At 70.4% G+C, this 14,110-nt stretch carries 13 protein-coding genes; 9 read left to right on the top strand and 4 right to left on the bottom strand.

Annotation, left to right across the window (positions count from 1 at the left end):
* Complete coding sequence (locus F3T56_RS09850; protein WP_149824436.1) at positions 1 to 1,737, bottom strand: fatty acyl-AMP ligase; 1,737 nt, start codon at positions 1,735 to 1,737, stop codon at positions 1 to 3.
* A 392-nt stretch (positions 1,738 to 2,129) separates the two neighbouring features.
* Here F3T56_RS09850 and F3T56_RS09845 point away from each other — a divergent pair, with 392 nt between their 5' ends.
* Both F3T56_RS09845 and F3T56_RS09840 read left to right on the top strand, forming a co-directional pair.
* Entirely contained in the window at positions 2,130 to 3,095 is a 966-nt protein-coding gene (locus tag F3T56_RS09845) for a DUF1152 domain-containing protein (RefSeq protein WP_149824434.1), read from the top strand.
* Positions 3,096 to 3,170: 75 nt separating this feature from the next.
* The gene (locus tag F3T56_RS09840) at positions 3,171 to 4,154 is read left to right on the top strand and encodes an aldo/keto reductase (RefSeq protein ID WP_149824432.1); all 984 of its coding nucleotides are present in this window, start codon (positions 3,171 to 3,173) and stop codon (positions 4,152 to 4,154) included.
* An 81-nt stretch (positions 4,155 to 4,235) separates the two neighbouring features.
* On the opposite strand, the gene F3T56_RS09835 is transcribed toward F3T56_RS09840, so the two are convergent.
* The gene (locus F3T56_RS09835; RefSeq protein ID WP_149824431.1) at positions 4,236 to 4,619 is read right to left on the bottom strand and encodes a hypothetical protein; all 384 of its coding nucleotides are present in this window, start codon (positions 4,617 to 4,619) and stop codon (positions 4,236 to 4,238) included.
* A gap of 224 nt (positions 4,620 to 4,843) precedes the next feature.
* On the opposite strand from F3T56_RS09835, the gene F3T56_RS09830 reads away from it, so the two are divergent.
* A complete protein-coding gene (locus F3T56_RS09830; protein WP_149824429.1) occupies positions 4,844 to 6,208 on the top strand; it encodes an FAD-dependent oxidoreductase in 1,365 nt (454 codons plus the stop codon).
* Between the two features lie 155 nt (positions 6,209 to 6,363).
* Complete coding sequence (locus F3T56_RS09825) at positions 6,364 to 6,984, top strand: L-threonylcarbamoyladenylate synthase (protein WP_172638871.1); 621 nt, start codon at positions 6,364 to 6,366, stop codon at positions 6,982 to 6,984.
* 18 nt (positions 6,985 to 7,002) lie between these two features.
* Here F3T56_RS09825 and F3T56_RS09820 read toward each other — a convergent pair whose 3' ends face one another.
* Both F3T56_RS09820 and F3T56_RS09815 read right to left on the bottom strand, forming a co-directional pair.
* On the bottom strand, positions 7,003 to 8,016 hold the full coding sequence (locus tag F3T56_RS09820) for a DUF6745 domain-containing protein (protein ID WP_172638880.1): 1,014 nt from the start codon (positions 8,014 to 8,016) through the stop codon (positions 7,003 to 7,005).
* Positions 8,017 to 8,075: 59 nt separating this feature from the next.
* A complete protein-coding gene (locus tag F3T56_RS09815) occupies positions 8,076 to 8,402 on the bottom strand; it encodes a hypothetical protein (RefSeq protein WP_149824425.1) in 327 nt (108 codons plus the stop codon).
* Positions 8,403 to 8,639: 237 nt separating this feature from the next.
* Between F3T56_RS09815 and F3T56_RS09810 the strand changes: the two genes are divergently transcribed.
* Genes F3T56_RS09810 through F3T56_RS09790 form a run of 5 tightly spaced genes read left to right on the top strand, consistent with a single transcriptional unit; the run spans position 8,640 to position 13,898 of the window.
* Positions 8,640 to 9,608 carry an STM4015 family protein gene (locus tag F3T56_RS09810; RefSeq protein ID WP_149824423.1) on the top strand — a complete coding sequence of 323 codons (969 nt, stop codon included), beginning with the start codon at positions 8,640 to 8,642 and terminating at the stop codon, positions 9,606 to 9,608.
* Positions 9,609 to 9,655: 47 nt separating this feature from the next.
* Entirely contained in the window at positions 9,656 to 10,828 is a 1,173-nt protein-coding gene (locus F3T56_RS09805; RefSeq protein ID WP_149824421.1) for an STM4014 family protein, read from the top strand.
* Positions 10,829 to 10,874: 46 nt separating this feature from the next.
* On the top strand, positions 10,875 to 11,690 hold the full coding sequence (locus tag F3T56_RS09800) for an STM4013/SEN3800 family hydrolase (RefSeq protein ID WP_149824567.1): 816 nt from the start codon (positions 10,875 to 10,877) through the stop codon (positions 11,688 to 11,690).
* Positions 11,687 to 13,036 (top strand): STM4012 family radical SAM protein, encoded by a 1,350-nt coding sequence (locus F3T56_RS09795; RefSeq protein ID WP_149824419.1) that lies wholly within the window; start codon positions 11,687 to 11,689, stop codon positions 13,034 to 13,036. The genes F3T56_RS09800 and F3T56_RS09795 overlap by 4 nt, the downstream gene beginning before the upstream one ends.
* 7 nt (positions 13,037 to 13,043) lie before the next feature.
* A complete protein-coding gene (locus F3T56_RS09790; protein ID WP_149824417.1) occupies positions 13,044 to 13,898 on the top strand; it encodes an STM4011 family radical SAM protein in 855 nt (284 codons plus the stop codon).
* Positions 13,899 to 14,110: the final 212 nt, after the last annotated feature.

The raw sequence follows: 14,110 nt of genomic DNA, 5'->3' as shown, positions 1-14,110 counted from the left end.
TCATGTCGTGGCGGGTGCTCCGACCACCGAGAGGCTGCTGGCGAGGTACGCGGCGCGGGAGGCATGGCGCTGGATCTTCCCGCTGGACGTCTTGGGGATCGTGCCGGGGTGCACCAGCACGACATCGCGTACCGCCAGGCCGTGGGCCTCGCCGATCGCGCCGCGGACCATGTCGGTGATCTTCTCGGCCTCACCCGCGGCCTCCGAGGCGATCTCGGCGACGAGGACGGGCTGCTCGCCTTCCCCCTCGTCCTCCGCTGCGGTGTCCACGGAGAAGGCGGCAGTGCAGCCGGGTCGCAGGGCGGGGTGGGACATCTCGGCGGAGAGTTCCAGGTCCTGCGGGTAGTGGTTGCGTCCGTCGATGACCATGAGGTCCTTGAGGCGGCCGGTGATGAACAGCTCGCCGTCGCGCAGGAACCCGAGGTCGCCGGTGCGCAGGAAGCGGCCTTCGCGGTCGGTGAGGGTGGCGCGGAAGGTCTCGCGGGTGGCGAGGGTGTTGCGCCAGTAGCCCTTGGCCACGCTGGCGCCGCCGACCCAGATCTCGCCGACCTCGCCCTCGGGTAGTTCCTCGCACAGTTCGGGGTCGGCGATGACCACGGTCATGCCGGGGCCGAGCCGCCCGGAGCCTACGGCCGCCGCGTCCGCCGCGCCGGCGTGCGGGCCGGTGGTATTCGCCTCGACCAGGACGGGCGGGCTGTCGACGGTGCTGCCGCTGACCATGAGGGTGGCCTCGGCCAGGCCGTAGCAGGGGTAGTGGGCCTCCTGTCGGAAGCCGGCCGGGGCGAAGGTCTCGGTGAAGCGGCGCAGGGTGGCGGCGCGTACGGGTTCGGCGCCGTTGAAGGCGACCCTCCAGCGGCTGAGGTCCAGGCCGTCGACGAAGTCGGGGGCGGCGTGCTTCAGGCTCAGCTCGAAGGCGAAGTTGGGGGCGCCACTGGTGTGCGGCTGGAAGCGGCTCACGGCGGTCAGCCAGCGCGTGGGCCGCTGGAGGAAGTGCAGCGGCGAGAAGAGGGTGCTGGTGGCGCCCAGGTAGACCGTGTTCAGGACCGGGCCGATGAGGCCCATGTCGTGGTAGACGGGCAACCAGCTGACGAACAGTTCGTTGTCGTACGCGGCGATCGCGTCCGGGGTGTGGCCCATCCGTTCGGCGATGACCCGCTCGTTGTCGAGCAGGTTCCCGTGGGTGACCATGACGCCGCGCGGGGCGGAGGTGGAGCCGGAGGTGTACTGGAGGAAGGCGACCGAGTCCGCGGTGAGGTCCGGTTCCTGCCAGGAGCCTGCCAGGTCGTCGGGTATGTCCTCGGTGGCGACGCAGGTGATCTCGGCGAGCTCCGGGAGATGCTCCGCCATGGTGCCGAGCGCGGCCACGACGTCCCGGCCGCCCAGGATCACCTTGGCGTCGGCGTCGGCGATGAGGCGCTTCATCCGGGTCAGGGCCCGGTGATTCTGCGACCGTCCCTGCGGGGGCACGCCGGGTACGGCGACGACACCGGCCGAGAGGCAGCCGAGGTAGCCGCAGATGAACTCGAGGCCGGGCGGGTAGAGCAGGATGGCGCGGGCGCCGGACAGTCCCCGGTCCTGCAGCCAGGCGGCGATGGCCCGGGAGCGGCCGACCAGGCGTGCGTACGAGATGTCCTGAACCTCTCCGTCGCTGTCACCGCTGACGAGGTAGCGGTAGGCGGTGCGCTGGGGGTGGTTCGAGGCGTGCGCGGCCAGTAGGTCGATCAGGGAACGTGCCATGTGACGTGTCTCACCTGTCTGAATAGGCGGGCCTGGGAGTGAAGTTCGAGGCCTCGACCGCTCGCCCGAGGTAGCGGGGCTGCGTGCCCACCCGCCCCTCAGGACTCCAGTACGACTTGCTACTCACGAGTAAGAGGACCATAGCAAGCCAGTCGCCCTCTGCCCGGCGAACGAACACCGGGCCAACAAGACTTAACACAGGGGAAACTGGAGCGGCCTTCACCTTCGCGGCCAGAGTTTAACCAAACGAGGGAACTCGTGATCATTTACGAATGCTTTCCGTCAATGTTTGCAGCTTTCGAGAGAACTCCCGCTACTGACCGGTGAGTTGCGGGAAAATGCCCGGCCCCGATCCCGCTGAGGGGTCCCGCCGCCCCTGCTAGCTTCTCCTGGTGTTCTCCCTCCAACAGCCCGGCCTCTTCACGCGACTTGTCGACGCACAGCGGATACTCGTCGCCGGCGCCGGTGGCGGTTTCGACGTCTACGCCGGCCTTCCGCTGGCCCTCGCCCTGCGCTCGGCGGGCAAGCAGGTCCACCTCGCCAATCTCTCCTTCGCCGATCTGTACGGCCTGGACCTGAACGTGTGGCTGGAGCAGGACGTCGCGGCCGTCGGCCCGGACACCACGGCCCGGGGCGACTACTTCCCCGAGCGCACCCTCGCCCAGTGGCTCCACCTGCACCGGCTGCCCTCCACGGTGTACGCCCTCTCCCGTACGGGAGTCGCACCGCTCAGGGACGCCTACCGCGCGCTCCTGCACCACCTCGGTGGGATCGACGCCATCGTGCTGGTGGACGGCGGCACGGACATCCTGATGCGCGGAGACGAGCACGGGCTGGGCACCCCGGAGGAGGACATGGCCAGTCTGGGCGCGGTCGCCGGGCTGGACGAGGTCCCGCACCGGCTGGTGGCGTGCCTCGGCTTCGGCGTGGACGCCTACCACGGGGTCAACCACTCACTGGTCCTGGAGAACCTGGCCGCGCTGGACCGCGACGGCGCCTATCTCGGCGCGTTCTCGCTGCCGCGCGACAGCCGCGAGGGCGCCCAGTACCTGGACGCGGTGGCCCACGCCCAGCGGTGCACACCGGACCATCCGAGCATCGTCAACGGTTCCGTCGCGGCCGCCGTACGCGGGGACTTCGGTGACGTCCGATTCACCGAGCGGACCCGGGACAGCGAGTTGTTCATCAACCCGCTGATGGCGCTGTACTTCTGCGTGGACGCGGTCGGCCTCGCCCGCCGCAACCTCTACCTCGACCGGCTGGAGAAGACCGCGCTCACTCGGCAGATCAGCTCGATCATTGCCGAGTTCCGGGACGAACTGCCCCGGCAGCGCCAACCTCGCGCCTTCCCGCACTGATCACCCTCGATCCCCCGCCGACCGTTCACCTTCCCTCACTGATCACGCAGCGAGAACAGGTGACAGACTGACCGCATGGAAGAACGCGCATTCGGTAGGTCGGGTCACCAGGCATCCGTCGTCGGTCTCGGCACATGGCAGCTCGGCGCCGACTGGGGAGACGTCGACGACAAGGAAGCCCTGGCGGTGCTGGAGGCGGCGGCCGAGTCGGGGGTGACCTTCTTCGACACGGCCGACGTGTACGGGGACGGGCGCAGCGAGCAGACCATCGCCACGTTCCTGCGCACCCGGCCCGAGCTCGATGTGTTCGTCGCGACGAAGATGGGCCGTCGCGTGGACCAGATCCCCGAGAACTACGTCCTCGACAACTTCCGCGCCTGGAACGACCGGTCCCGCCGCAACCTCGGCGTCGACCGTCTCGACCTGGTCCAGCTGCACTGCCCGCCCACGCCGGTCTATTCGTCGGACGAGGTGTTCGACGCCCTGGACACCCTCGTCGAGGAGGAGCGCATCGCCGCGTACGGCGTCAGCGTGGAGACCTGCGCCGAGGCGCTGACGGCGATCGCCCGGCCGAACGTGGCGAGCGTGCAGATCATTCTGAACCCGTTCCGTATGAAGCCGCTGCTGGACGTGCTCCCGGCAGCCGAGAAGGCGGGCGTCGCGATCATCGCCCGGGTGCCGCTGGCCTCCGGGTTGCTGTCGGGCAAGTACACCAAGGACACGGTGTTCGCCGCGAACGACCACCGCACGTACAACCGCCACGGTGAGTCCTTCGACCAGGGCGAGACCTTCTCGGGCGTCGACTACGAGACGGGTGTCGAGGCCGCGGTCGAGTTCGCCGCGCTCGCCCCCGAGGGGTTCACCCCGGCTCAGCTGGCGCTGCGCTGGATCATCCAGCTGCCGGGTGTGACGACCGTGATCCCCGGGGCCCGTACGCCCGAGCAGGCGCGGGCCAACGCGGCCGCCGCCACGCTTCCGGCCCTGTCCGACGAGACCCTGACGGCGATCCGGGATCTGTACGACCGCCGTATCAAGGAGCAGGTGGAGGGCCGCTGGTAGGGGCGCCCTCTTTCCTCCGGGACACGTGGGAAGCCGCCGGTCGGGCGGCTTCCCACGCGTGGCCTTCGCATCGCGTGCGGGTCAGATGCGTCCGCCGGTGAGCCGGGTGAGCGGGCCGTGCACATGGCGCTCGGCGCGGCGGCCGGCCGCGTAGGAGGCAGCGGTGAGCGCGGTCAGGCCCGCGCCGGCGCCCGCCGCGACGAGCTTGCGGTGGGCGATGGCGGTCATGGCCGTCCGGGCGGTGGCCGCGACCTGGCCGGAGGCCTGGACGACCGCCTGGCGGCCGGTCTCGACGCCCTTGACCGCGCTGTGCACCGCGCTGCTCATGGTGTCGGCCGCGTGCTTGGTCGTGTCGGCCGCGCGTTCGGCGCCGGCCTCGGCGGCCGACGCCGCGTCATCCACCTTGATCGCGGCCGTCCCGGCGGATGGGGAATTCTCGTTGGGTTCCTGGTTCGTTCGAATCATGGCAACCGCGTTGCCATTCGCGGCCCCGGCAAACCCCTCGCGTCGCCGCCTCGTTCGAACGGCCGGGCCGCGCCCCTCCCCACGTCACCCGCCGTCCGCCCATGCGCTCGCATGGCATAAGATCGCTTTATGAGGTCATAGACCCGACCCCCGTACCCGGTAAGGGTTACCTTAGTTTAGGGTTGCCGTCGAGTCGCTTGCCTCTACTCGAAGGGAACCAAAACATGCCCCGCCCTCTGCGGGTAGCCATTGTCGGTGCCGGACCCGCCGGGATCTACGCCGCCGACGCGCTGCTGAAGTCCGACGTGGCCACCGAGCCCGGAGTGTCCATCGACCTCTTCGAGCGGATGCCCGCCCCGTTCGGACTGATCCGTTACGGCGTGGCCCCCGACCACCCCCGCATCAAGGGCATCATCACGGCCCTGCACCAGGTGCTCGACAAGCCGCAGATCCGTCTCTTCGGCAACGTCGACTACCCGACGGACATCAACCTGGACGACCTGCGCGCGTTCTACGACGCCGTGATCTTCTCCACGGGCGCCACGGCCGACCGCGCACTCGACATCCCCGGCATCGACCTCGACGGCTCGTACGGCGCGGCCGACTTCGTGTCCTGGTACGACGGCCACCCGGACGTCCCGCGCACCTGGCCGCTGGAGGCGGAGAAGGTCGCCGTCCTCGGTGTCGGCAACGTCGCCCTCGACGTGGCCCGCATCCTCGCCAAGACCGCCGACGAGCTGCTGCCGACCGAGATCCCGGCGAACGTCTACGACGGTCTCAAGGCCAACAAGGCCCTGGAGGTCCACGTCTTCGGCCGCCGTGGCCCGGCGCAGGCGAAGTTCAGCCCAATGGAGCTGCGGGAGCTGGACCACTCCCCCAACATCGAGGTCATCGTCGACCCCGAGGACATCGACTACGACGAAGGCTCGATCGCGACCCGGCGCGGCAACAAGCAGGCCGACATGGTCGCCAAGACCCTGGAGAACTGGGCGATCCGCGACATCGGCGACCGCCCGCACAAGCTGTTCCTGCACTTCTTCGAATCGCCCACCGAGATCCTCGGCGAGGACGGCAAGGTCGTCGGCCTGCGCACCGAGCGCACCGCCCTCGACGGCACCGGCAACGTCAAGGGCACCGGCGAGTTCAAGGACTGGGACGTCACCGGGATCTACCGTGCGGTCGGCTACCTCTCGGACAAGCTGCCCAAGCTGCCCTGGGACGTCGAGTCGGGCACCGTGCCGGACGAGGGCGGCCGGGTCATCGAGGAGACCGGCGCGCACCTGCAGTCGATGTACGTCACCGGCTGGATCCGGCGCGGCCCTGTGGGCCTCATCGGCCACACCAAGGGCGACGCCAACGAGACGGTCTCCAACCTGCTGGACGACTTCGCGAACGGCCGGCTGCATGAGCCCAGCGCCCCCGCCCCCGAGGCCGTGGAGGCGTTCTTCGCGGAGCGGAACGTGCGCTTCACGACGTGGGAGGGCTGGTACAAGCTCGACGCCGCCGAGAAGGCGCTGGGTGAGCCGCAGGGCCGGGAGCGCGTGAAGATCGTTGAGCGTGAGGACATGCTGCGGGAGAGCGGCGCGTAAACGCTCCGCTTGGGGCAGGGTGGGGGACTGCGGGATGTTGTCCGGCTGCGGGTTTGCCGTGGCTGGTCGCGCAGTTCCCCGCGCCCCCAAAAGATCTGCGGCCGGGCGGCAGTAGCAAGCGCCGTCAGCCGCGCTTGACGGAATAAGCTCGGCAGATGGCCAAGTACTTCGACGTGCATCCCGAGAATCCTCAGCCTCGTGCCATCGGGCAGGTGGCCGACAGTGTGCGGGACGGTGCGCTCATCGTGTATCCGACGGACTCCTGTTTCGCGCTGGGGTGTCGGATGGGCAGCCGGGACGGCATCGAGCGGATCCGCACGATCCGGCAGCTCGACGACCGTCACCACTTCACCCTCGTGTGCGAGAACTTCGCGCAGCTGGGCCAGTTCGTGCATGTCGACAACGACGTGTTCCGCGCCGTCAAGGCGTCGACGCCCGGCAGTTACACCTTCATCCTCCCCGCGACCAGGGAGGTGCCCCGCAAGCTGCTCCACCCGAAGAAGCGGACGGTCGGAGTGCGCATCCCCGACCACCGGGTGGCCCAGGCCCTGCTCGCCGAACTGGGTGAGCCGCTTGTCTCCAGCACGCTGCTGCTGCCCGACGAGGAGGAGCCGTTGACGCAGGGCTGGGAGATCAAGGAGCGGCTCGATCACCAGGTCGACGCCGTGGTGGACTCCGGGGACTGCGGCACCGAGCCGACGACCGTCATCGACTTCTCCAGCGGTGAGGCCGAGATCATCCGCAAGGGCGCGGGCGACACCTCGCGGTTCGAGTGACCCGTCATCGCGGTGGGCTCAGGTCTGCCGCAGCGGGTCGTACTCCTCCGCGCTCAGGCCGAATGTCCAGGCCACTCCCTCCCGGGCCGTGCGTGTGGTCGGTGGCACCCGGAGCCAGTACGTGCGGCTCGTGCCGTCCGGCTCCGGGGTGGAGTTGACGACCTCCACCATCACCGCGTCCTCGTCGCCGGGCAGAGTGATGCGCCAGAGGATGCCCGTCTCGTCGCGGTGCACGGGCTTCGCCCCGGACTCCTCCAGATAGCGGTCGTAGCCGTAGTACTCCAGCATCACGCGGCGCAGTTCGGCATTCTCCTCGTTCCGGATCTGCTCGGGTGTCAGCGTGTCGAGGCTGTCGAGGAACTCACCGGGGACGGGCAGTCCGCGCCAGGCGTGCAGGGCGAAGCCGTCGGAGTAGGCGAGCGCGGGGCCGTCGCCGCGGTCGAGGCGGCCGGCCTCGTCGCGGTGGAGCTGAGTGGGCCGTTCGGTGATGATCGCGACGTTCTCGTACGGCCACCACCAGCCCGCCGTGCGGGCCACCTCGGTCAGGCCGTCGAGACCGGGGGCGGTATCGAGGGCGGAGAGCCAAGCCGCCTCGTGCTGGCCGAGGACGGCGTCCAGGAGCAGGAGCCGGATCCGGGTCTCCTCCTTCCGGTCGCCGGGAGCCAGGGCCTCGACCATGCCGGTGCGGACGCGGTCGACGAGCGGGCGGGTCGTCTCCCACAGGTCGGCGCCGGCCGTCCTCCAGTGGTCGCTCCAGCCCATGGGGCCCAAGCGGCTGTGCAGTAGGGCACGTTCGGCGGCGACAGGTCTGTTGCGGACCGCGTCACGGACGCTCGCCCCGGTCGGCGGCAGGGACTCGCCGTCCTCCGCCGGCACGCCCGACAGCAGGCGTACCGCCTCCAGCGGTGAGCGGGCCCACACGATCCTCTCGGGCTCCCGCAGCCCCGCCCGCCGGTAGGCGACACGCACACCCGCCTCGGCCCGTGCCCGGTCGCCCGGTCCCGTGGCGGCCGCCACCGCTCGCCAACTCATCTGTTCCGTCACGCCGTTCCTCCTCGTCTGCCGTCCTGTGCCTGATGTCCGCCGCGGGCTCAGTCCGCGACGATCCGGACCGAGCCGGGTACGTACTCGCGCTGGCGTATGACCCGGTACCAGCCCTTTGGCAGGGAGATGGCCGCGTGCTCCTCGTGGACGACACGGGCGCCCTCCGGCACGTGCAGCAGCATCGGTCCGAAGGCGTCCGTCTCACGGATCAGCCGGCCCGGGCCGACCACGGCGTGTGCGTGCCCGGTGACCTCGCCGAGGGCGAGGACGAGTCGACCGCGGCGGTCGCGCGGTTCCGACGTGGCGTCAACTGCGGTGTGGGGCACGGCTCTCTCGGCCAGCGGCACGATGAGAACGTCTCCTTGCCGGTACATGGGTCTCCCTCCCGTCGGGCACTCGCTGTGCCACGAAACGACCGTAGAGGCAGGCACTGACAATGGCCCGCACGCGGTGGCCGTCCACAGGAAGAGGGGTCCGCCGATCGCGTTGTCAGTGGGACTTGGTAGAACTCCCCTACCCGGCGGCGCTGTGTGCGTTCCGGGTTCGACGGGCGGGTACGGGCACGGGCTCGGGGCCGGCACAGGGACAGGGAACGAAGGGGCGGGGCGTACATGACCATCGGGAGCCATCTGGAGGAGTTCCACGACCTGCCGGTCTCTGTTTTCCCCACCTCCGTGAAGGGGCCGGAGGGCGCCGCGCACCTGCCGGCTCCCGAGTCGGTGGCGTGGCGCGTCGGCGTGGCGTCGTACGAGAGCGACGAGGCGTGGGAGGAGGCGTTCGCCCGGTTCCTCGCCTCCGTCGACACCACGAAGGTGCGGGCGCTGGTGGTGGGTGCCTGGAGCGACGCGTACGACAGCGGTCCCGAGCCGGTGATCGAGGCGCTGGTTGCGGCTAAGGACCGGCTGCCCGCGCTGCGCGGGCTGTTCCTCGGTGACATCGTGATGGAGGAGTGCGAGATCTCCTGGATCAACCAGGGCGACGTGAGCCCGCTGCTGAACGCCTTCACGGAGCTGGAGGAGTTCGGTGTGCGCGGCGGCGGCGGGCTCGGCTTCCCGGCGCTGCGCCACGAGCGGCTGCGGAAGCTGACGGTCGAGACCGGCGGCATGCCCGCCGGGGCGGTGCGCGGTGTGGCGGCCTGTGATCTGCCGGCCCTCGTCCACCTGGACCTGTGGCTGGGCACCGACGAGTACGGCGGTGACGCCGAGGTGGCCGATCTGGCCCCGATCCTGGCGGGCACCCGTCTGCCGGCCCTCAAGCATCTGGCGTTGCGCAACAGCGAGATGCAGGACGACATCTGCACGGCGCTGGCCTCCGCCCCGGTGGTGGCCCGCCTCGACGTCCTCGACGTGTCGATGGGCGTCCTGACCGACGACGGCGCGACCGCGCTGCTCACGGGCCAGCCGCTGACCCACCTCACGACGCTGGACCTGCACCACAACTACCTGAGCGCGGAGATACGCGACCGTCTGAGGGACTCCCTGGAGGCCGAGGGCGTACAGGTCGACGTCGATCCGGACGACGCCGAGCAGGACGAAGAGGACGACGGCACGGTGTGGCGGTTCGTCGCGGTGGGCGAGTAGCGACGCGGCCGCGGGGGGTTCGGGGGTTTCGAGTGAGGGGGGTCGGTGTGTCCGGTGGGACCGGTGCGGGTGCGGGGCCCGGGCCGTACAGGTGGGTGGTCGTCGGCAACGGGGAGAACCGGCGGGTCGGGCTGTTCGTCGAGGCGGCGCGGGCGGGCGGGGTCGGCACGCCGCGGGTCGTCGAGTGGCGGGACGTGCTGCGCGACGGCGGCCATGAGTTCGCCGACGACGAGGTCGTACGGCTGGACTCGCCCGGTGAGGACGCCGAGGTGGACCGGCTGCTGCGCGGCGTCGAAGATCCGACGCGCGTGGAGGGGTCGGCCACCTGGTACGCCCGTTTCCTGGACGCCGTCCGGTCGTTGCGGGGCGGGGTGCGGCTTGACGATCCGGCCGATCTTGCGGTGCTGTTCGACAAGCGGCTGTGCCATGCCCGGCTCGACGCGGCGGGCGTCCCGGTGCCGCCGTCACCAACCTCGGGCGGTGTGCTGCCGGTGCGGGGCTGGGACGATGTTCGGGCGGCGATGCGGGAGCACGGCATGCCGCGGGTCTTCGTGAAGCCGGCGCACGGGTCCTCCGCGTCCGGGGTGCTCGCCGTCGAGTCGTCGGCGAGCGGGCGGATCAGGGCCACCACCTCGGTCGAGGTGGCCGCGGACGGGCGGCTCCATGCCCCGCCTCGGCTGCACAACTCGCTGCGGGTGCGCCGGTACACCGACGAGCGGGAGATCGCCGGCATCGTCGACGCCCTCGCGCCCGACGGGTTGCACATCGAGCGCTGGCTGCCGAAGGCGTCCGCCCAGGGCAGGTCCGCCGATCTGCGGGTCCTGGTCGTGGCGGGCCGGGCGACGCATGCCGTCGTGCGCACCAGCCGGTTCCCCATGACGAACCTCCACCTCGGCGGGGCGCGCGGCGATCTGGCGTCGGTCGTCGACGCGGCGGGCGACCGCTGGCGGCAGGCGCTCGACATCTGCGAGCGGGCCGCGGCCTGTTTCCCCCGCACGCTGTGCGTCGGCGTCGATCTGCTGCCCGCGATCGGCTGGCGCCGGTTCGCGGTCGGCGAGGTCAACGCCTTCGGAGACCTGCTGCCCCGGCTGACCGGCCTGCCGGGCAGCCCGGCGGAAGGCCTGGACACCTACGCCGCGCAGATCGCGGCGGTGCGGAGCCAGGTGCTTCCGGCGCCCACGCACACCCCCCGGCCAAGGAAAGACCATGCGCCCTTCTGACACGGCGCCCGCGCCGCCCTTCGAGGCCGCCACGCAGGCACCCGACATGAACAAGGTCGTGGGCCGCGACGACCTGCTGCTGCTCACCCTCGACACGCTCCGGTACGACGTGGCCGTCGAACTCGCCGCGGTCGGCCGGCTGCCGAATCTGGCCGCCCATCTGCCGGGCGGCACCTGGGAGAAGCGGCACGCGCCCGGCAGCTTCACCTATGCCTCGCACCAGGCGATGTTCGCGGGCTTCCTGCCGACCCCGGCGGCGCCCGGACCGCACCCGCGGCTGTTCGCGGGCCGGTTCGCCGGCAGTGAGACCACCGCGGGGCGCACGTTCGTCTTCGACAGCCCCGACCTGGTGACTGCGCTCGCCGAGCACGGCTATCGCACGGTGTGCATCGGCGGTGTCGGGTTCTTCAACAAGCGGGGAGCGCTCGGGAACGTGCTGCCGGGCCTGTTCCAGGAGAGCCATTGGGAGCCGGAGTTCTCGGTGGCGTCACCGACGTCCTTCGAGTCACAGGTGGCCCGCGCCGAGCGGGTCGTGGCCGAACTGCCCACCGAGCAGCGGCTGTTCCTGTTCCTCAACGCCTCGGCGCTGCACCAGCCCAACTGGTTCCATCTACCGGGCGCCACCCGCGAGGCGGGCGACAGCCTGGTCACGCACGCGGCCGCCCTGGAGTACATCGACCGGCATATCGGCCGGCTCTTCGCCGCGATGAGTTCACGCCGCCGCTGCTTCGCGATCGTCTGCTCCGACCACGGAACCGCGTACGGCGACGACGGATACACCGGGCACCGGCTCGGCCACGAGACCGTGTGGACCGTCCCCTACGGCCACTTCTTCCTGGACCACATGGAGGCGTCCGCATGACCGTCATCGACCTGCCCACCACCCGGACGCGGCCGTACCAGCACTACGTGTACGCCTACCCGCACAAGACGGCGTACCGAGAGCTGCCGGAGAGCCCCCGTCTCGCGGACCTGTGGGCCGGGGAGTCCAGGCAGGCCCTGTCGCTGTACGCGCACATACCGTTCTGCGAGGTCCGCTGCGGCTTCTGCAATCTGTTCACCCGTGTCGGCGCTCCCGACGGGCTGACCGGCCGTTACCTGGACGCGCTGGAGCGGCAGGCGATCGCGGTGCGGGAGGCGCTCGGGGACACGGAGCCGGTGCGGTTCGCGAACGCCGCGTTCGGCGGTGGCACGCCCACCTTTCTGGAGGCGGCCGAGCTGGAGCGGCTGTGCGACATCGCGGAACGGCACATGGGAGCGGACCTGCGGGCGATCCCGCTGTCGGTGGAGGCCTCCCCCGCCACGGCGACGGCCGACCGGCTGTCCGTGCTGGCCGAGCGGGGCACCACGCGGCTGAGCCTCGGCGTACAGAGCTTCGTCGAGGAGGAGGCGCGTGCGGCCGTACGACCCCAGCGGCAGAGTGATGTGGAGGCGGCACTGTCCCGGATCCGCGACACCGGCATTCCCGTCCTCAACATCGACCTGATCTACGGCATCGACGGGCAGACGGCGGCCAGTTGGCGGCTGTCCCTGGACGCGGCGCTCGCCTGGCGGCCCGAGGAGATCTACCTCTACCCCTTGTACGTACGGCCGAAGACAGGCCTGGACCGCCACGCCGACCTGGACGTCCCGGACCCTGCCTGGGACGAGGCCCGGCTGAGCCGCTACCGCGAGGGCCGCGACCATCTCCTCTCCCACGGCTACGAGCAGGTCTCCATGCGGATGTTCCGCCGCGCGGATGCCCCGCCGCAGGGCCCCGACGACTACGCCTGCCAGACCGACGGCATGATCGGCCTGGGCTGCGGCGCCCGGTCATACACCTCCAGGCTGCACTACTCCTTCGACTACGCGGTCGACATGCGGCAGATCCGCGGGATCATCGACGACTACACCGCCACCGAGGACTTCAGCCGGGCGGTGGTCGGCCACTGGGTCGACGAAGGCGAGAGGCGACGCCGGTATCTGCTGCAGTCACTGCTCCAGGCGCAGGGGTTGACGGTGGCCGACTACCGGCGGGCGTTCAAGTCCGACCCGTACGAGGACTTTCCGGTGGAGCTGGAGCGGCTCGCCTCCCGGGGCTGGCTGGCAGAGGCCGGTGCCGGGCAGGTGAAGCTGTCCGCCGAAGGGCTCGCCCACTCGGACGCCATCGGGCCCGACTTCTTCTCCCCCGCCGTACGGGCCGCGATGGCCGCGTACGAGCTGAAGTGAGGCCACCATGGACCTGACGATCCTCTATCGCGGCCCACTCGCCTCCTGCGACTACGACTGCCCCTACTGTCCCTTCGCCAAGCGGCGCGACTCGACGGCACAGTTGCGGGCCGACCGTGCCGCGCTGGACCGTTTCACGACGTGGGCGAGGGAGCAGACCGACGATCGGCTCTCGGTGCTCTTCACGCCCTGGGGTGAGGGGCTGGTGCGTTCCTGGTACCGCAGGGCGCTGGTGGAGCTGTCGCACGAGCCGCACATCGGCCGGGTGGCGATCCAGACCAACCTCAGCTGCCGTACGGAGTGGTTGGCCGAGGCCGACCTGGACACCGTGGCGCTGTGGTGCACGTATCACCCGGGGCAGACGCCGTACGAGCGGTTCCTCGACAAGACGCGTCGGCTGGACGGGATGGGCGTCCGCTTCAGTGTGGGGATCGTCGGGCTGCCCGAGCATCTGGAGCATGCCAGGCGCCTGCGCGCGGAGCTGCCGGAGCGGGTGTACCTGTGGGTAAACGCCGCCGACGGGCACACGTACAGCGACGAACAGGCGGCGCTGTGGAGCGAGTTGGATCCCTTGTTCTCCTTCAGCCGTCATCCGCACCGCTCGGCGGGTCGCGCGTGCCGTACCGGTTCGACGGTCGTGTCGGTGGACGGCGAGGGGACGGTACGGCGCTGTCACTTCGTCAAGGCCGAGTTGGGCAACCTCTACGACGGCTCCTTCCGTGCGGCTCTCGCCCCTCGGCCCTGTCCGCTGGCCGTCTGCGACTGCCACATCGGCTACGTCCACCTCGAAACCCTGCCGCTGTACGACGTGTTCGCGGGCGGCGTCCTCGAACGGATACCAGCCATGGAGGCCCATGTCTGATCAGAGAGGGATCAGGGATTCCTCAGAATCTGATCAAAAAAATCTACTCGCGGAGATTCGGGGGCCGATCGACGACCGGGAAGGTCGCCGATGCGGGAGGGGTCTTCAGGCGCTGCGGTTGCCCCACATGTGGGCCAGCTCCACGCGGGACGAAACGTCCAGTTTCCGGAATACCTTGCGTAAATGGTGCCGGTCGGGTGCACGACCGGACG

The organism is Streptomyces tailanensis, assembly GCF_008386495.1.
Taxonomy (GTDB): domain Bacteria; phylum Actinomycetota; class Actinomycetes; order Streptomycetales; family Streptomycetaceae; genus Streptomyces; species Streptomyces tailanensis.
Note: the sequence above shows the minus strand (reverse complement) of the source record. Positions and strands in the feature narration are given on the sequence as shown.